This is a genomic window from Collinsella sp. OM08-14AT (genome assembly GCF_003438115.1).
In the GTDB taxonomy this organism is placed as follows: domain Bacteria; phylum Actinomycetota; class Coriobacteriia; order Coriobacteriales; family Coriobacteriaceae; genus Collinsella.
This window is the reverse complement of the sequence record NZ_QSTE01000004.1, coordinates 33106-51597: the sequence shown is the minus strand read 5'-3', so window position 1 is coordinate 51597 and position 18492 is coordinate 33106. Positions and strand designations below refer to the sequence as shown.

The window sequence follows — 18492 nt, the reverse complement described above, 5'->3', positions numbered from 1 at the left end:
TTCCTCCGTGCTCAAACATTCTCGCTTCGCTGCGAAACTGCGCGCGGAGGAAATACCCCGCCGCCCCGGGGCACCCTCCTGCGCGCAATCAGCCCGTTGTTTAAAACGGAATAAAGGTTAGTGAGGCCCTGGCCGTTTGGCCAGGGCCTCGTTTTGTAGCCGTCCTCTGTTGCAGGCTTACCGGCCATCGCGTTGCGGACCGGCTGCCTCGGCCGTCTTTATGCGGTTCTTGTCGATGTACATGTTTTTGTCGGCCTGTGAAAAGAGCTCGCGCATCGTGGGCAGCTCATCAAAATCACTGGAAAGCGCATAGCCCACCGCGTAGCTGATAGGCATGTCGGAGTGAGCCTCGGAATACTCGTTCACGTTCGCACGGACCCGAGCGAGACGGGACTCCACGGCAGCTCGATCGGCATCACACAGCACCGCGATAAACTCATCGCCGCCGTCGCGGCCCACAAAGCAGGCCTCGGACGCCACGCGCCCCAGCTGCTGGGCAAAAGAACGGATGTATTCGTCACCCTTCTCGTGGCCAAAGCGGTTATTGACCGTATGCAGATTATTAAGATCGAAGACACACAGCGCAACGGGCGCTTCAGCGGAAACGGGATGCTCCTGACCCAAGATTTCCTCGCATTTGTTCTTGTTGGGCAGTCCCGTAGCTTCGTCGAGATAAACTTTGCTCTGCAGCTCGCGATTGAGTGCGGCAGTGCGCACCGCGCGAACAAGTTCGACCGCAAAGGTCGTCACCAAGCCCACGATGTCGATGATCACCAAGCCCTCGAGATAGTTGAGCGCCGACGCCTTCTCCTGAGAGTAGTCCTCTGCGAGTCGCGTAGCATCGTCGCAAATACCAAAGAACTCCTCGCTCATGGCGATGATGTCGGTGTTCTCGTAGCCGACTTCGCGCACATGGATGATCTCGGCGCAAAGCTCATCATAATAGTTTGCAAGCTCGGTCATCTTTGCCTGATACTCGTCGTCGTCGAGACGGACGAGGTTGAGGTCATCACTTCCGTAACGCAAACCGTTGATGTATGAATCAACGGCTCTGAGCAGGTCATCTCGAGGCTGGCCCGCGTCCTCGAGCTTAACGATTCGCTGCGTAGTGCCGCGCACCAGACCGGCGTAGTTGACCACGCGCGCTGTGCCCTGGATATCGGAGACGAGCAGCATAACATTGATGAAAAAGAAGATGAGAACTGCCGTGAGCACCATCATGAGCAGGCGCACCGCCCGGCTGGCTTTCTTGGCGACAGAAGGATTCACAAGTTCACTCCTCAAATGACAAAAGTGCAGGTAGCACACAGTGTGCTGAAATTCACGTGAGGTCAACTCTACCAGATGATTTTTCTAGGACGGGGATTAAAGAATCATCGACACGATAGCTATTTAGAAGTTGGACCATGGCGTTGACGAATTTTTGGACTTGGAGGGTGGGCTCAAGCGGGTAGTGCAAATAGACCGGCACCTCGCGGCCACATAGGAACGGTACGCCCACAAAGGCCGGGTGCACGCCCGACCACGCTCCGCAGGTGAGCACCGCATCGCCCTTTTCCTCCGCTTCGTTAAAGAGCGCAAAGTCAAAGCTGTCCACGTCGATCACGTCCACGCCGCCGTCGGCCAACAGGTCGATGCGCAGGCTGTCCATGGCGTCGTTGCCGTGACGAAGCACGCGCAGGCGCATGCCCTCCAAGTCGGCAACCGTGATGCGCGTCTTGCGCGCAAGCCGGCTTGTGCGCGGCACGTCGATATAAAACGGCACGGTAACGATGCGGAGCTTTTGGCAGGCGTCACCCCAGCGCGGGGTCGAAAAACTCGACTGCACTACATCCACCTCGCGCCCCAAGCTGCGCATGACGGATTCACGCTCGTCATAGAGGTCGTTCACCGGCACGATCTCGAAGCGCAGCGATGGTTCCAGCTCGTGTACGCCCGTCCACATCGACAGCGTCTGACGCCCCGGGCACATCATCGACACGCCCAGGCGCACGGCGCCGCCATCGCCCGCCGCGCGTCGGGCGCGACGCAGGGCATCCTCGGACTGGCGCATAATCGAGCGCGCGTCGTCCACCAGAAGCGCCCCCGCCGGCGTCACCTTGACGCCCGAATGCGAGCGCTCGAACAGCGTGATGCCAAACTCGGCCTCGAATCTTGACACCTGTTTGACGAGTGCCGGGGTCGACACGCGCAGTTTTGCCGCGGCGCGCGAGAAGCTTCCCAGCTCAGCGGCGGCCGCTATGGCCTCGAGTCGTCGATCGTACACGTCAATCTCCCGTTTCCAGACGTATGGACATGCGCTGCCGAAGGGGGTCGTTTTGGCAGGTCACACACTCAATTAAGAACAAATTGCCTTGCGTGCTGTAAACCATAGGTTTACGCCATTCTAACAAATATGCAATTCACCTGCGCAAATGCAAAGCATACGATAACCAGCGAAAACCACGTGGGTCGATTAATGGGAGCGACCCACCGGGAGGCACAAGAAGGGAAGTTCCTATGAGCAACTGGCTTAAGCTCGAGGGCGATGTCTGCGCTGTGACCGGCGCACTCGGCGGCATGGGCGTCGAGATCTGCCGCGAGTTCGCCCGCAACGGCGCCAACGTCGTCCTGCTCGACCTGGACGAGGAGAAGGTCAAGGCCGCGGCCGCCGACCTCGCCGCCGAGTTTGGCATCCACGCCGAGGGCTACAAGATGAACGCCACCGACGAGGCCGAGGTTCAGGCCGCTGTCGATGCCACCATCGCCGACTTCGGCCGCGTCGACGTCCTCGTCAACACTGCCGGCATCCTGCGCTTCGCAGCCATGGAAGACCTGCCGCTGAGTGACTGGAACGAGGTCCTCAACGTCAACCTCACCGGCTACTTCATCACCTCGCAGCGCTTTGGTCGCGAGATGATCAAGGCCGGCCATGGTCGCCTGGTGCACATCTCGACCGTTGCCAGCCACTCCCCCGAGACGTTCTCGGGCGTGTACAGCTCCACCAAGGCGGGCGTCAACATGATGTCGAAGATGTTGGCTGCCGAGTGGGGTCCCTACGGCGTGCGTTCCAATTGCGTCGAGCCCTGCTTTGTTAAGACCCCCATGTCGGCGAGCTTTTACGCCGACCCCGAGGTCGAGAAGAGCCGCAGCCGTCTCATCGCCACGCGCCGCATCGGCGAGGTCAGCGATATCGCCAACGCCGTCATGTTCCTGGCGTCCAAGCGCTCGGACTTTACCACCGGCGACGCCATCAAGGTCGACGGCGGCTTCTCCAATATGATGGGCGACCTCACCGCCAAGCCCGGCGGCCGTCGAGCCTTTGCCGACAACTACCTCAAGAACAAGGGTGTCGAGCTTTGGTCCGACGAGTCTGGCGTCGCAAAGCCCACTGACCAGTAAACCAGCCTGACAGGGAGGCCCCGCGGACGTGTCCGCCCCTCCCCCGCATCGATTAGAAAGAGTCCAATGGCTTCCACCAACTCCAACAAGGGTCGCGCCGTCGTGCTTTCCGCCGCGTGCGTCACCATGTTCTTTATCAGCTCCATCGCGCTGTATTCCGTCGTGAGCAAGAACCTGCTCGCCGTCTACCCCGAGTGGTCCAGCGCCCTTACCTGGGCTTTCCCGGTCTTTCAGACCATCATGGCCGTGACAGGCATCTTCGCCGGCCGCATCTCCGATAAGATCGGCCCCCGCAACGTCGTGATCGCCGCCGCCGTGTGCTACGGCCTGGGCTGGTTCATGTCTGGCACCGTCACCGAGCCGTGGCAGTTCTACCTGTGGTTCTCGCTCGTCGCCGCCATCGGCAACGGCCTGGGTTACAACCCGGCGCTCACCACCGGCCAAAAGTGGTTCATCGACAAGAAGGGCCTGGCCTCCGGCATCACCCTGGCCGCTTCGACCGCCGGCCCCGCCGTGCTGTCCCCGGTGCTCGCCTCGCTGCTCATCCCGAGCCTGGGCATCTTTGGCGCCCTCAAGGCACTCGGCGTCATCTTCTTTGCGATGATCGCCGCCTCCGCCCTGTTCCTGAAGGCCCCCGAGGCCGGTTGGCTGCCCGAGGGCTTCGAGGCCCCCAAGGGCGGCGCACACGCCGGCACCTTCGGCGACCTCACCCCGGGCGAGATGGTCAAAACCCCGCGCTTTTGGATCCTCATCGTCACCTTCGCCTTTGCTGCCACTGCAGGCACCCTGCTCGTGGGCAAGGTTGCCTCCATCGCCGCCGTCCAGCTCTTCGCCGACCCCACGTGCGCCGCAGCTGTCGCCCTCGGCGGTGTAGTGGTCTCCGTCAACACCTGCGCCAACCTGGTCGGTCGTCTGTCCTTTGGCCAGATCATTGACAAGCTCGGCGCCTACAAGTCGCTGCTCATCAGCCTTGTCGTCACCATCGTCGCGCTCGTCATCATGTCGATGAGCTTTACGCAGAGCATGTTCTTTGTGGCGCTCGCCCTGCTCGGCTTTAGCTTTGGCGCCCTGCTCGTCATCTACCCGCCGCTTACCGGTGGCGCCTTTGGTACCAGCAACATCGGCGTCAACTACGGCATCATGTTCCTGGGCTACGCCGCTTCCACCTGGATCAGCCAGCCCATCACCGCCGTGCTGTATCACGCCGAGGCCGGCAGCGCCGCCTACCAGCAGTCCTTCTACGGCGCCATCGTGATCGCCGCCATCGCCGTCGTACTCACCGTCTACATGATGGTCTCCGACAGCAAGAAGAAGTCCGCTTAGTTTTACCGATGTGACATGAGGGACCGTCCCTTTGTCACATTCCACCAGCCACCAGCATTAAGGAGTCGAAATGTCTGAGCTCAACCCCGTCCGCATTGCCGTCATCGGCGCCGGCGCCATGGGCCGCAACCACATCCGCTTTGTCACCGAGGAGCCCGAGGCCGAGCTCGTCGCCATCGCCGACGCCTTTGAGGGCGCCCGCGCCACGGCCGAGGCTGCCGGCGTGCCGTTCTTTACCGATCCCGCCCAGATGATGGACGAGGTCAAGCCCGAGGCCGTCATCATCGCCACCCCCAACGACCTGCATCTGGGCGTTGCCCGCGAGGCCGTGAAGCGCAACATCGTGCCGCTGGTCGAAAAGCCGATCTCCAATGACCTCGAGGATGCCCAGACCTTTGCCGCCGAGGCCGAGACCGCCGGCGTGCCCGTGCTCGTGGGCCAGCACCGTCGTCACAACCCCTTCGTCAACAAAGCCAAAGAGATCATCGAGTCCGGCGAGCTGGGCAAGCTCACCGTGTCGAGCTTCCACTACATGATCTATAAGAATGACGAGTACTTCGATGTCGAGTGGCGCCGCAAGAAGGGTGCCGGCCCGATCCTGGTTAACCTGGTTCACGACGTCGACCTGCTCCGCTATCTGCTGGGCGAGCCCGTCGCCGTCCAGGGTATGCAGTCCAGCGCCGCCCGCGGTTTTGAGACTGAGGACTCCGCCGTGGTCAACGTCCGTTTTGCAGATGGCGCGCTCGCAAGCATGACCATCTCCGATGCCACCGCCAGCCCCTGGAACTGGGAGGCCACCGCTCGCGAGGACCCGCAGTACCGTCCCTTCGACGCCGACGCCTACTTTATCGGCGGAACCTTGGGCGCCCTTTCGCTGCCCCGCCTGCACCAGTTCTCCTACAACGGTGCCTCCAACTGGCACAAGCCGCTGCAGATGGAGATCCCGGCCGTGGACCCGGCGCTGCCGCACAAGATGCAGCTCAAGCACTTTGTGAAGGTCGTCCGCCGCGAGGTCGAGCCCGTCGTGACCCCCGCCGACAACGTTAAGACGCTCACGCTGCTTAACGCCATCAAGGAGGCCGCCGAGACCGGCCAGCTCGTCGAGCTGTAATGCCTTAAGAGCGGCCGCGGCAGAAACCCCATGCCGAGTCCCTCGGTCCGCCACAAATAAGCCCCTCTTCTTTGCCCCACGAGCAGCCTCCTGCCCGCGGGGCTTTTCTTTGCAGCCGCGGCGCGCGGGCGGGTGGTAGACTGGGTGGCTCATGCACCTGTAACGTACTCACAGACAGGAATTCCCATGGATCTTATCGCCCAGCTCGCCCGCGAGCTCAACCTTAAGGCCGCCAATGTCGAGGCGACCGTCAAGCTCATCGACGAGGGCAACACCATCCCCTTTATCTCGCGCTACCGCAAGGAAACCACCGGCGGCATGGACGACGTCGCCCTGCGCGCACTCGACGAGCGCCTGTCCTACCTGCGCAATCTTGAGCAGCGCAAAGAGGACGTCATCCTGCTCATCGACGCACAGGGCAAGCTCACGCCCGAGCTCGAGCAGCAGATCCGCGAGGCCACACAGCTCCAGCGTGTCGAGGACCTCTATAAGCCCTACCGCAAAAAGCGCATGACCCGCGCGCAGAAGGCCCGCGAGGCAGGTCTGGAGCCGCTTGCCAACATGATCATCATGCAGGCCTCGGCCAAGGGCAGCGCGCTCGACGCCGCCGCGGAATACGTCAACGAGGAGGCCGGCTTCGACACACCTGAGAAGGCGCTTGCCGGCGCCGCCGACATCGTGGCCGAGACGGTGGCCGAGGACCCTGAGAACGTCGCCGACCTGCGCGCCTTTACGCAAAACACCGCCGATATCGTCGTCGAGGCCACCGACCCCGCGGAGAAGACTCCCTACGAGCCTTACTACAACTTTGACGAGCCGCTGCGCCGCATCCCTAACCACCGCGTGCTGGCTATCGACCGCGGTGAGCGCGAGGGTAAGCTCCGCGTGCGCGTGAACGTCGACGGCGCTGCCGCCACGGCGCGCCTCGGCAGCCGTTGGCCCCGACGCCAGGGCGTGTTTGCTCCCATCTTCGATGCCGCCATCGCCGATGGTTACAAGCGCCTCATGGCCCCCTCGCTGGAGCGCGAGGCCCGCGCCAAGCTCACCGTCCGCGCGCAGACCGAGGCCATCAACGTCTTTGCCAAGAATCTTGAGGGCCTGCTCTCGGCACGCCCCGTGCGCGGCGCCCGCGTGCTCGCGCTCGATCCGGGCTACCGCACTGGCTGCAAGGTCGCCGTCATGGACGAGACCGGCAAGCTGCTCGACCACGGCGTGGTCTACCCCACCAAGCCGCGCCACGACGTCGCCGGCACCAAGCGCGAGCTCGCCCGCCTCGTCAAGAAGGACGGCGTCAACACCATCGTCATCGGCAACGGCACCGCCAGCCGCGAGACCGAGGAAGTCGTCTCGGAGTTCATTGCCGAGCAGGCGCCCAGCCTTCGCTACACCATCGTCAACGAGGCCGGCGCATCGGTGTACTCCGCCTCCGAGCTCGCCAGCCAGGAATATCCCGACCTGGACGTCACCGTACGTGGCGCCATGAGCCTGGGCCGCCGCCTGCAAGACCCGCTGGCAGAGCTCGTCAAGATTCCGCCCCAGTCCATCGGCGTGGGTCAATACCAGCACGACCTTGACCAGGCCGAACTCTCGCGCACCCTGGGCCACGTGGTGGAGGACGTCGTTAACCGCGTGGGCGTCGACGTGAACACCGCGAGCGCGAGCCTGCTGGGATACGTATCGGGCATCACGCCGAGCGTGGCCAAAAACATCGTGGCTTTCCGCGAGGAAAACGGCGCCTTTACCGATCGCCGCCAGCTCAAGAAGGTCCCCAAGCTGGGACCCAAGGCGTACCTCAACGCCGCAGGTTTCCTGCGCATCAGCGGCGGCAAGAACCCGCTCGACGCGACAAGCGTCCACCCCGAAAGCTACGAGGTGGCCACGGCCGTCCTGGAGCGCGCCGGCGTTGCGGCAAGCGAGCTCAGCCGCGGCGGCGTGCCCGACATCGAGCGCCGCCTGGGCAGCATCTCGACGCTGGCAAGCGACCTGGACTGCGGTACCCTCACGCTCATCGACATTGTCAACGAGCTCAAGAAGCCCGGCCGCGACCCGCGAGACGACGCGCCCGAGGTGGTCTTTAGCCGCTCGGCACTTTCCATCGACGACCTGGAACCCGGCATGGAGCTCAAGGGCACGGTGCGCAACGTCGTCGACTTTGGCGCCTTCGTCGACGTGGGCGTGCACCAGGACGGCCTCGTGCACATCTCCAAACTGGCCAACCGCTTCGTCAAGCACCCAAGCGACGTGGTGCGCGTCGGCGACACGGTCAAGGTGTGGGTCGAAAAGGTCGATCGCGACCGCAAGAAGATCTCGCTCACCATGGTGCAGGGGAAATAAACCGCCAAAGCAAGGGTACCCCCTGTAGCAGCGTGCAAAATCGCGAGTATTCTGCAATTTCCGCCGCTCCGAACGCTCCTCAGAGGCAATAAAGTCACAAACAGCCCCCGTTTTAGCGTCGTCAGAGCCAAAACGGGGGCTGTTCCGTGCTTCAACCAGCTGGTAAAAGCCTTTACCTTGCTGAATACTCTCAATTTTGCACGTCGCAGGCGGGGGTACCTTTGCCTACGGCAGGATATGGAAGCCGAGTGCTAACTTGCCGGCAAGCTCGTGTCGGCAGCCCCGGCCTTTCCTTTGCCTAGCGCGACCCTCGCGAAGCGCGTGAGCGATAGGGAAAGGAAAGGCCGGGGCGAACAACCCGCGGCGCAGCCAGTGTTCGCGTTACGGCAGGATATGGAAGCCCAAAGCGGCGATATCCTTGGCAAAGCCGCGCACGGTATCGAGCGAAACCTCATACGGGTCGCGACCGATGTTCTTGCGCTTGGCCAAGATGCTGTTGGGCACCGTGATGATCTGACAGCCGCAGGCCTGCGCCTGGTAAATGTTGATAAGCTCGCGAGTGGACGCCCACAGGACCTCGCAGTTGGGCTTGGCGGCGGCCTTCTTGACCGACTCCGTCATAAACGGAATGGGATCGACACCCGTGTCGGCGATACGGCCGGCAAAGAGCGAGATGATGGACGGCGTCTCGGCGTCGACAGCGTCGACCATCTCGTCGACCTGCGCAGGCGTAAAGATGGTGGTGACGTTGACCTTAATGCCGTCGGCGGAAAGCTTGCGCACCAACTCGGCCGTGGACTCGCCCTTGGTAGTCACGCACGGAATCTTGACGTAGACGTTCTCGGCCCAGGTAGCGATCTCGCGCGCCTCGACCTCCATGGTCTCGACGTCGTCGGCAAAGACCTCAAACGACACGGATACATCGGTGATGTGGGTCAAGACCTCTTTGGCAAACGCGCGGTAATCCGTCACGCCGCCCTTCTTCATAAGGGACGGGTTGGTCGTGAAACCCTGAACGTTGCCGTTCTCGTACATGTCGAGCATGCCCTCGAGATTTGCACCGTCAGCGAACACCTTGATTGCCATCTGCCTGATTCCTTTCGTTAGCATACGGCCGATAAACTGCTAAACACTTTACCTACGTTTATCAAGGCGTGAACTGCGGGTTTTTATCTTCTCGGCGAACGGTTTTGCAGTTTTACCATTTTTATATCGACACCCCAGCGGCAAAACGTTTTTGCTGATCATCGCGGTTGATTCCGTTCGCGGCGCAGAGACAGCGCTTCACCGGTACGTTTTCACAACCACTCCAAAACAAAAGCGGTGACGCCTCATTTGAGACGCCACCGCTTCCGTGTAGGAGCCGGTTATCGGAGCTCCGCCCGATTAGGGCTTAACGTATGCCTGGATTACTCTTCCTCAACGTGGTTAATCACAGCACCCTTGGTGTGGATGAAGTTGGGGACGAAGGCGACGATCAGAAGGACAGCAAGAATCGCGTAGACACCGGTGGTACCGAAGGCCTCGGCAGCGCGGCCAAGCGTAATACCAATGACGGAGAAATCGAAGTCGCCGAACGTAGTGTTCTTGAAGCCAAAGACGTCAAGAACGGGCAGGAGCAGGGCCGGGGCAAAGGTGATGAGCAGGCCGTTGACGAAAGCGCCAAGAGCTGCGCCCTTGCGACCGCCGGTAGCATTGCCGTAGATGCCCGCGGTAGCACCGCAGAAGAAGTGAGGAACCATGCCCGGGATGATGAAGATGCCCAGAGTAGCGCCCACGATGAACATACCGACCACGCCACCGATAAAGGAAGCGACAAAGCCGAGGATGACGGCGGTGGGAGCATAGGGGAAGAAGACGGCGCAGTCGACGGCGGGGATGGCACCGGGGATCAGCTTGTTGGAGATGCCCTGGAAAGCCGGGACCAGGTCGGCAAGGATCATACGAACGCCGTTATAGACGATGGTGACACCAACGGCAAAGGACAGGGCACAGGTCAGGGCATAGACAATCACGTTGTCGCCGCCAGCGGTCTTGGTAACGACCGCAGGATCTGCGATGTAAGCGGCGAAAGCGGTAACCAGGTAGAAGAAGGCCATGGTAAGAGCCGTGGAGATGGTAGTGTCGCGCAGGAAGGCGAACTTCTCGGGAACCTCGATCTTCTCGGTGCTGTTCTCCTCGGCGTCCTTAGCAAAAAGCGTACCGACTGCAGCGGAGATGTAATAGGCGAGTGAACCGAAGTGGCCCATGGCGATTTCATCGCCATCGGTAACCTTCTCGGTGAAACGCTGACCAACGGCAGGAAGCATAGCGCTCACGAGGCCCAGGAACATGCCGCCCACGATGACAAGCTGGACATCCTGGAAGCCAGATGCCTGCAGAACGGCAGACAGCAGGCAGGCCATAAACATGCTGTGATGGCCCGTCAGGAAGATGTACTTAAACTTGGTAAAGCGGGCAATGATAATGTTCACGACATAGCCGAGAATCAGGATCATCATGGTCTGAACGCCGAGGACGCTCTGAGCCATCGAAACGACGACCTCGTTGTTGGGCACGACGCCGGTGATGTGGAAACCGGTCTCGATGAAGGTACCCAGCGGAGCAAGGTTCTCCTGAACAACAGCGGCGCCGGCGGACAGCATGATGTAACCAAGAATGGGCTTCAGGGTGCCCGTCATCACCTTGTGGGCAGGACGCTTAAGCGCGACAAGGCCCACAAAGGCAAATAGACCCATAATCCACGCTGGCTTGGTCAGAATCGATTGGATAAACTCAAGTATGGGAAGGATGGCTTGCATCTGCGCTTCCTTTCTCTCTAACGTGGGCGCGTTTCCCTCTTCCACAGGGAACCGCCCTTTTTTGTGCCGCTTTAGGCGTTAGCGGCGGCCGCCTTGATTGCCTCGAGGGCGTCTTCGCGGATCTTCTTCTTGTTCACATAGCTGCGAACGATCACAACGTTGCCGTGGAGCTCGGGGGCGAGTTCTTTAACGGTGATGAACAGATCCGGATTTGCGGAAGAAGCACCGTTCAGGTCCATAGACTCAACGTCGGCCTTGATGCCCTCCTCCTCGCAAAGCTCCTCGACTTTGCCAGCGAGCATCAGGCTGGACCCGATGCCGTTTCCGCATACGGTGATGATATGCATGGCAACCTTCCTCTCCTACACGTGACGGTTTTCCGTCTATCCAAAAGCGGCGACGCATCGCCGTGCCATTAAGGCCTAAAAGAATGAACGCATGGTCTCCAAAACCTGCTCGGGCGTATCGCATGCGCTGAGCTTGGCAACGCAGTCCTCGTCCTCGAACATCTGCGAAAGCTCCGCCAAGCAGCCAAGATGAGCCTTGGGGTCGGGTGCGCAAATACCCACGAGCACGTAAACCGGATCGAAATCCTCGTGTCCAAACGCAATGGCAGGGTCAAGCGTGACGATACAGATCCCCGCTTCACTCACATTGCCATCTGCCTGAGCGTGGGGCATGGCGATGCCCTCTTCCAAGACCATATAGGGGCCGAATTTGTGAACCGATGAAATCATGGCATCGACATAGCTCTGATCGCATTTGCCAGCGTCTACGAGCAACTTACCGCATGCCCTGATCGCTTCCTCCCAGTCGGAGGCCTCGACGTGGCAGGCAACAAGCTCGGGCTTAAGAAGATCGGTCAGCATGCTCGTCCCCTACTCCTCGGGCAGGATGTGAAAACCAAGCGCCTGAATGTCGCGGGCAAAGCCCTTGACCGTATCAAGCGAGTACTCAAGCAAATCTGTCCCGAAATTCTTGCGCTTGGCAAGAAGGGCATTGGGGACCGTAATGATCTGGCATCCAACGGACTCCGCCTGGAAGATATTGAGGACCTCGCGCGTAGACGCCCAGAGAACCTCGGCAGCAGGCTTAACGGCAGCCTTCTTTACGGACTCTGCCATGAGGGGCAGCGGATCGACGCCGGTATCGGCAATGCGACCGGCAAAGATGGACAGAATAGAGGGGGTCTCAGCAGAGACGGCATCGACAAACTCGTCGACCTGCTCGGGCGTGAAGATAGTGGTGACATTCACCTTGATGCCGTCGGCAGAAAGGCGCTTGACCAGCGCGGCAGTGGACTCGCCCTTGGTGTTGAGCGCCGGGATCTTAACGTAGACGTTGTCTGCCCAGGTTGCGATCTCGCGAGCCTCGGCTTCCATACCCGCCTCGTCGTCGGCGAACACCTCAAAAGAGACCGACACATCAGTAATGTGCTCAAGAACCGTCTTGGCAAAAGCGCGGTAGTCGGTCACGCCGCCGGCCTTCATAAGGGAAGGATTGGTCGTGAAGCCCTGAACGTTGCCATTGTCATGCATGTCAAGCATACCCTCGAGGTTAGCGCCGTCGGCAAACACCTTGATCGCCATGTTCGGTCCTTTCTCATCTAACACTATTGCTATCGAAAGCCTTTTTCTTTGTTTCAAAAGCTTTTCGGTTTTCTTTTATAAACCATTTCAAAAGCTATCGAAAGCTCAATTGTCAACTTTCCGTGAACGGTCGAATATCGGACGTGAACGTACTTCTTTTGGGCGGCACCTTCAGAATGAGACTCTTTATAGCCCGTTTACGTGCGAACTATCTGCTACGCATGCATTTATGACATGCCATTCCGTTCTTTTGATTCATTCGAATTTGCCTTGTTCTTTTCATATCGATACGTTATATTTCGATTACGAAAGGCGCATCTTTTTACCTTTTGTTCAAAAGGAGCGGCATATGGCATCTACTTCAGACCTTTCACCGGCCGAGCGTCAGCGATTTATCATGAATTGGCTGGCCGAAAAGCCAAATATCTCGGTATCCGACATCGTTCGCCGTTTTTCGGTTTCGGAAGTCACCGCACGACACGACCTCATCTCGCTGGAATCCGAAGGCAAGCTGCGTCGCGTACGCGGCGGAGCGGTATCGCTTTCTCGCTCCAACGCAATCTCGTATCCCGAGGAGCGCATCAATGTCCAAGTCGAGGCCAAGGAAGCCATCGCCGCAACCGCAGCAACTCTTGTTGATGATGGCGATGTTCTGGTAATTGATATCGGCACCACAGGCTTTTACTTCGCTAAGGCCCTCATGGACAAGCGTGAGATCACCATTATCACCGGCGATCTTGCAATCGCGAACTACGCCAGCTTCAATCTCCCCAATGCTTCGGTAGTGCTGCTGGGCGGCTCCGTGCGCAAGGGCCACCTCTATCTCGCGGGCGCACTAACGCTCGACTGCATGAGCAAACTACATGCCGACAAGGCGTTTGTCAGTGCCGACGGATTCCACCCCGACCACGGTTTTACCGTCGAGCACGACTTCTCGGCCATGATCAAGCATATGTACCTTACCAACTCAAACCAGGGCTACATGATGGTTGACCAGGGAAAGTTCAATAAGACCAGTTTTTATCAGTCCGCGCAGATCGATGACCTCGACGGCATCATCGTTGATGGAGACGACGAGGGCATCATGACGGCGGCGATCGAGAGCAGTCGCAGTCATCCCAAGCTCTATATTGCAAAATAGCTCAAATGGCCGGGTCGCCCCCACTGCGGGCGACCCGGCCATTTATTAAATCAACCCAAAATGGCGCATCGCTGTGACGGTGCCATCGTGTGCGACATCGTCGGTCACGTAGTCGGCGACTGCCTTGACCTCGGGCATGGCGTTGCCCATGGCTACAGCCGTCTCGACGGCGGCGAGCATACCCAGATCGTTGCCGGAATCGCCAAAGCCAAAGGTGCGCGCGTTGCCGGTGCGACCCAGGTATTCCAGCGCTCGCGCCACGCCCACGCCCTTGTCGATGCCCCTGGGGCTCAGCTCACAGTTTGCTTGCTGAGCCCGCTTGGAAGAGTGGCGGCAAACGCGTCTCCCAGTCAATCCGGCACCGCCGAAGCGAACCCCACACGTGCCCGCCGGCAAGCGGCACGCGCCCGTCAACGCAAAGGTCCGGCGGGACGCACCTAGCATCCCACCGGACCATCAGTCGTCCAGGAGGCCGCCGCGACGAGCCCCTAGATCTTCGCAAGCTCCTCAGAGATGACGCGGCAGACGTCCTCAGCCTGAGGCATCACGCCGTACATCTCGAAGAAGCCGTGGTCGCAGCCGCGATAGCGAATCGCGGTGACGTCAACGCCCGCATCCTGCAGCCTCTTCGCAAACAGCTCGTCCTGATAGCGCAGGTAGTCATACTCGGAAGAGATGATGACCGTGCGGGGGAACGCGCTCACATCCTCCGCGAACAGGGCAGACACCCTCGGGTCGAGCATCTCCTCCGCATTGCCGTTGGTATACATCATTGGCAGGTCGTCGTTGGCGTTGCGGATGCGATCCACCCTGCTCAGAGCCTCGTCCCTCTGGTCGTTCACGATCTCATAGAGGTCATAGGACCATTCCTCCGGAACAGGGCCGCCGTCGACGAGCGGATACAGCTCGGCCACGAGCTTGATCCTGTCCGCATGGGACCCGTCGAGGACGACAGCGTTGGTCAGGCTTCCGCCCGCGGAGTCGCCAGCCACGGCGACCCGCGTCGCGTCGACACCCAGCTCATCCGCATGCTCGACAAGCCAGCCGAGCGTCTTCACGCAGTCCTCGACGCCACCGGGGAACATCGTCTCGGGAGACAGGCGGTACTCCGGGTAGATCGCGACGCAGCCCGTTCGCTCCGCGATGTCGCGCAGGCAGTTCTCGTACTGGCCGATGTTGCCCACCATAAAGCCGCCGCCGTGGATGAACACGAGCGCGGCAGAACCGCTCTCGTGGCTCTCGGGCGTGAAGACGTGCAGGGGAATGCCCCTGTCGCCAAAGTTCATGACAACGGTCTTCTTGGCAACGCCAGCGCCCCTCACGACGTGGGTCTCCTTGTTGGGCGCGGAGCGCCACGCGATCACGTCCACCGGCCCCGCCGGCGCCGGACCGGCAGCGAGCTTCGCGCGGGCGCGCGCATAGACGCGCGGATCGAGCACGTGCTCGCGATCGTCTCCCGGCACGGGCTTCAGCGCGAGCTTCAGCCCGTTGGGCTCGACGACCTCCCTGACTCCACGCTCAAGCACTTCAAGCTCGGAAGTGGGGTACTTCCTCTCATCGGCACCCATGATTAGCCGATCTTCAGCTCGTCGAGCTTGGCGTCAAGCTTGGCCATCTCATCGGCGGAAAGCTCCCACTCGAACGTCTCGCAGTTCTGGATCGCGTGGGCGTCCGTGCGCACGCCAACGAGCGCGGTGCCCACGTACTCCTTCTGGGTGCTCCAGTTCACGGCGACCTGCGCCACGGGCTTGTCGTGAGCCTCGGCGATCTCGTCCATGACCTTGAGCAGCTCCTGGACGCGCGAGAACTTGGGCTCCTGGAAGTAGTCGTAGAAGCCGCCGCGGACGTCGCCCTCCTCGAACTTCGGCAGCTCGCGGAACTTGCCCGACAGGATGCCCGCGCCAAGGGAGCCATAGGTGAAGGAATCGATGCCGCGCTCGTAGCCCCACTTGATGAGGTTCTCGGAAGAACGGTCGACCATGGAGTAGGGCGGCTGCTGGACGTCGACCTGAGCGACCTTCTCGCACTCCTCGATCATCTCGGTCGTGAAGTTGGAGACGCCGATGTGGCGAATCTTGCCCTGCTCCTTGAGGAGCTGGAGGGCGCACATCGTCTCGGAGAACGGGGTCTTGGCGTCGGGCCAGTGCACGAAGTAGAAGTCGATGTAGTCGGTGCGGAGGTTGCGCAGCGAGCTCTCGACCTCCCTCATGATGTTCTTGAACGAGGAGTCGCGGTCATAGCCGGCGGCGCTGGTGATCAGGCCAACCTTGGTCGAGAGCAGGTAGCTCTCTCTGTCGACGCCCCTGAGCGCGTTGCCGACGACCTTCTCGGACGTGCCGTTGCCATAGCACGGCGCGGTGTCGATGAGGTTGACGCCGTGATCGAGCATGGTGCGGATGGCGGACATGCTAGCGGCGTCATCGTTCTCACCAAAGGAGTCGCCGCCGATCGCCCAGGTGCCCACAGCGAGCTGGGAGACGTCGACGTCGGAGTTCTTGAGGTGCGTGTAGCGCATGTTCTCTCCTTCTAATGGGGCGGCACGCGTCGAATGTCCTCGATCGCGTGCCGCCGGGAATTGCCTTGAACAAGCTTCTAATGATCCGAAAGCCGCCTTACACGATGCCCACGAGGCCGAGGACGAGCGCCAGAATCATGATGCCAACCAGGATGATGTTGACGTTCACGTTCTTCTTGCGCAGGAGCCAGAGGACGACGAGCGTAAGCCCCAGGGGCACGATGCCCTTGAAGATCGAGTCGAGGTAGGTCTGGATCATGACGGGGTCAGAGTCCTGAACCGGAATGGACAGGATCGTGTTGAATTGGACGTTCGCCGCAGTCATGGCACCGATCATCACGAGGCCAACCGTGGAGGTCGCCTTGGTGATGAGCTTCATGAGACCACCCTCGTACATCTCGGAAATGAAGTTGGTGCCCATGCTGAAGCCGAGGTAGGTCATGAAGTATCGGCAGAGGATCGACGGGATGTTGTAGATCAGCAGGAACATGATCGCGCCGAGGGGCGAGCCGCTCATGGCGAGGTTGATGCCAATGCCGGCGGCGATGACGCGCAGGACGCCCCAGAAGATTGCGTCACCGATGCCGGACATCGGGCCCATCAGGGAAACCTTGATGCCGTCGATGGACTCGGTGTCGAAGTCTTCGTGCTGCGAGTTCTCCCTCTCCATGGAGGCGACGAGGCCCATGGCGAACGTGCCGACGTTCTGGGTAATGTTGTACCAAGTCGTGTGACGCTTCATGGCTTCGGCACGGGCCTCGGGGTCATCGGCGTAGTAGCGGTTAAGCGCGGGCTGGACGGAGTACAGCCAGCCGTCGGCGCCAGCCTTGACGGAACCGCCAGCGCAGGAGGCGAACACGGAGAAAGAGCGCAGGAAAATGCTGTTGAGCATCTTCTTGTCTTCAGGGCTCACATTCTTGGTCAGGTTGCTCATGCGAAGAAATCCTCCTCGTCGCTGGTTACAGAGTCGTTGGAAACGGCCTGGGTGGCCAAGCCCTTCTTGGTGAGATCGAAAATCTCCTTGTCGCGGAGGGCGGAGGCAACCGCGATGATGACGCCGAGAACCGCGATGGCGATCATCGGGAGGCCGAGGTACTGGTAGAGCGTGAAGCCCAGGAAGAAGTAGATGCTGAGCTCGGTGCTCCACAGCATCTGGAGCAGGAGCGCCATACCAACGGCGGGCAGGAGGGCGCCCACGGCGTTGAGGCCGCTCATGACATTGGCCGGAATCTGGTTGACGATAGCGGCAACGGGCTCAGCGCCAAGGTAAACGCCGAGGAAGGCGATGAGGCCAAAGGCGGCGTACTTAACGAACCAGAGAACGAAGTGCTGAAGCGCGAGGCCCTTCTCGTTGCCCTCGGCGGCCATCTTGTCAAAGGTGGCGGCGAAGAACGCGAGGAACACGTTGTTCATGAAGATCGAGAGGAACGCGGTGACGACGCCAACGGGAACGGCCAGCGTGATGGCGGCGCCTTGGTCGATGCCGGCGCCAACGGTGAAGGCGACGGCGAGGGCGGTCGCGGTAACGGGCTCGGCGGAGATGGCGCCACCGATGTTAACCGCGCCCATGAAGATTGCCTCGAGAGAGGCACCGATGATGACACCGGTCTTGACGTCGCCCATCAGAAGGCCCGCAACGAGGCCGACCACGAGAGGACGCTCGATCATACACTGACCGAGAACCCAGTTGCCGCCGTAGCAAATCAGCACGGTCAACCAGGCCATTACTGCTAACCCAATCATTTGACTTCCTTTCTCTCATTTCATTTGACCGCCTGGCCAAATCCCCTTATTTCTCCGCCGCCTCGATCAGACTCTTGAGAGGAGTCTTGGGATTGGACGGGATAAGCTGATGGAAAACCGGAATACCCTGCTCGCAAAGCTCCTTCGCGGCCTCGAGCTCATCCGGGTTGAGCATGATCGTGGAGTTGAGGGCGACCTTGCTATCCGGATCGGACTTGTCGAAGCGGCCGACATTGGCAACGTTCACGCCCTCGATCTTGCCCGGTGCGCCTTTAACGAGCTCAAGCACGTCACGCACGCAGTTTGTGAGCGCGAAGATGCGCATGGAGTCCGCACGCGGATCGTTCGCGATGCGGCAAGCATCCGGAACATCCTTGACGAGGAGCTTCTGGCCCGCCGGCGTACCCATGGAAAGCGTCATGCGAAGGGCATCGCTCTCCACGGCGTGCTTGTTGGCGACGATGATCCTGGTGGTGTTGAGCTCCTTGGTCCACACCAGGGCGACCTGCCCGTGAATCAGACGGTCATCGACTCGAACCTGAACAATCATTGTT

The 18492-nt window shown here is 60.5% G+C and carries 18 protein-coding genes; 5 read left to right on the top strand and 13 right to left on the bottom strand.

Features of this window, described 5'->3' with window-relative positions:
- Positions 1–177: 177 nt before the first annotated feature.
- Complete coding sequence (locus DXC18_RS03635) at positions 178–1269, bottom strand: GGDEF domain-containing protein (RefSeq protein WP_199412186.1); 1092 nt, start codon at positions 1267–1269, stop codon at positions 178–180.
- A 52-nt stretch (positions 1270–1321) separates the two neighbouring features.
- Complete coding sequence (locus DXC18_RS03630) at positions 1322–2266, bottom strand: LysR family transcriptional regulator (protein ID WP_233508991.1); 945 nt, start codon at positions 2264–2266, stop codon at positions 1322–1324.
- 233 nt (positions 2267–2499) lie between these two features.
- Between DXC18_RS03630 and DXC18_RS03625 the strand changes: the two genes are divergently transcribed.
- The 4 genes from DXC18_RS03625 (at position 2500) to DXC18_RS03610 (ending at position 8149) form a co-directional block, all read left to right on the top strand.
- Positions 2500–3381: an SDR family NAD(P)-dependent oxidoreductase gene (locus tag DXC18_RS03625; RefSeq protein WP_117582973.1), complete on the top strand. Its 882-nt coding sequence runs from the start codon at positions 2500–2502 to the stop codon at positions 3379–3381.
- Positions 3382–3447: 66 nt separating this feature from the next.
- Positions 3448–4704, top strand: coding sequence for an MFS transporter (locus DXC18_RS03620; protein WP_117582972.1), 1257 nt, complete (start codon positions 3448–3450; stop codon positions 4702–4704).
- Between the two features lie 70 nt (positions 4705–4774).
- On the top strand, positions 4775–5815 hold the full coding sequence (locus DXC18_RS03615; protein ID WP_117582971.1) for a Gfo/Idh/MocA family protein: 1041 nt from the start codon (positions 4775–4777) through the stop codon (positions 5813–5815).
- Positions 5816–6001: 186 nt separating this feature from the next.
- Complete coding sequence (locus DXC18_RS03610) at positions 6002–8149, top strand: Tex family protein (RefSeq protein WP_117582970.1); 2148 nt, start codon at positions 6002–6004, stop codon at positions 8147–8149.
- Between the two features lie 381 nt (positions 8150–8530).
- Here DXC18_RS03610 and DXC18_RS03605 read toward each other — a convergent pair whose 3' ends face one another.
- The 5 genes from DXC18_RS03605 to DXC18_RS03585 all read right to left on the bottom strand — a co-directional run bounded on the left by DXC18_RS03605 (position 8531) and on the right by DXC18_RS03585 (position 12539).
- On the bottom strand, positions 8531–9235 hold the full coding sequence (locus DXC18_RS03605; protein WP_233508990.1) for a transaldolase: 705 nt from the start codon (positions 9233–9235) through the stop codon (positions 8531–8533).
- A gap of 323 nt (positions 9236–9558) precedes the next feature.
- On the bottom strand, positions 9559–10950 hold the full coding sequence (locus DXC18_RS03600; protein WP_117635569.1) for a PTS ascorbate transporter subunit IIC: 1392 nt from the start codon (positions 10948–10950) through the stop codon (positions 9559–9561).
- Between the two features lie 71 nt (positions 10951–11021).
- A complete protein-coding gene (locus DXC18_RS03595) occupies positions 11022–11297 on the bottom strand; it encodes a PTS sugar transporter subunit IIB (protein WP_022094539.1) in 276 nt (91 codons plus the stop codon).
- Positions 11298–11372: 75 nt separating this feature from the next.
- Positions 11373–11819 (bottom strand): PTS sugar transporter subunit IIA, encoded by a 447-nt coding sequence (locus tag DXC18_RS03590; protein ID WP_117716360.1) that lies wholly within the window; start codon positions 11817–11819, stop codon positions 11373–11375.
- 9 nt (positions 11820–11828) lie between these two features.
- On the bottom strand, positions 11829–12539 hold the full coding sequence (locus DXC18_RS03585; protein WP_117716359.1) for a transaldolase: 711 nt from the start codon (positions 12537–12539) through the stop codon (positions 11829–11831).
- Between the two features lie 349 nt (positions 12540–12888).
- Between DXC18_RS03585 and DXC18_RS03580 the strand changes: the two genes are divergently transcribed.
- On the top strand, positions 12889–13680 hold the full coding sequence (locus DXC18_RS03580) for a DeoR/GlpR family DNA-binding transcription regulator (protein ID WP_158548938.1): 792 nt from the start codon (positions 12889–12891) through the stop codon (positions 13678–13680).
- 45 nt (positions 13681–13725) lie between these two features.
- Here DXC18_RS03580 and DXC18_RS03575 read toward each other — a convergent pair whose 3' ends face one another.
- The 6 genes from DXC18_RS03575 to DXC18_RS03550 form a co-directional block, all read right to left on the bottom strand.
- On the bottom strand, positions 13726–14124 hold the full coding sequence (locus DXC18_RS03575; protein ID WP_117716357.1) for an HAD family hydrolase: 399 nt from the start codon (positions 14122–14124) through the stop codon (positions 13726–13728).
- A 44-nt stretch (positions 14125–14168) separates the two neighbouring features.
- Positions 14169–15248 (bottom strand): alpha/beta hydrolase, encoded by a 1080-nt coding sequence (locus tag DXC18_RS03570; protein WP_117716356.1) that lies wholly within the window; start codon positions 15246–15248, stop codon positions 14169–14171.
- A gap of 2 nt (positions 15249–15250) precedes the next feature.
- Positions 15251–16195, bottom strand: a complete 945-nt coding sequence (locus DXC18_RS03565; protein ID WP_117716355.1) for an aldo/keto reductase — start codon at positions 16193–16195, stop codon at positions 15251–15253.
- A 97-nt stretch (positions 16196–16292) separates the two neighbouring features.
- A complete protein-coding gene (locus DXC18_RS03560; RefSeq protein WP_055251948.1) occupies positions 16293–17129 on the bottom strand; it encodes a PTS system mannose/fructose/sorbose family transporter subunit IID in 837 nt (278 codons plus the stop codon).
- Positions 17126–17920, bottom strand: a complete 795-nt coding sequence (locus DXC18_RS03555) for a PTS sugar transporter subunit IIC (RefSeq protein WP_199412185.1) — start codon at positions 17918–17920, stop codon at positions 17126–17128. The genes DXC18_RS03560 and DXC18_RS03555 overlap by 4 nt, the downstream gene beginning before the upstream one ends.
- A 64-nt stretch (positions 17921–17984) precedes the next feature.
- Positions 17985–18488, bottom strand: coding sequence for a PTS sugar transporter subunit IIB (locus DXC18_RS03550; protein ID WP_055251944.1), 504 nt, complete (start codon positions 18486–18488; stop codon positions 17985–17987).
- Positions 18489–18492 lie beyond the last annotated feature (4 nt).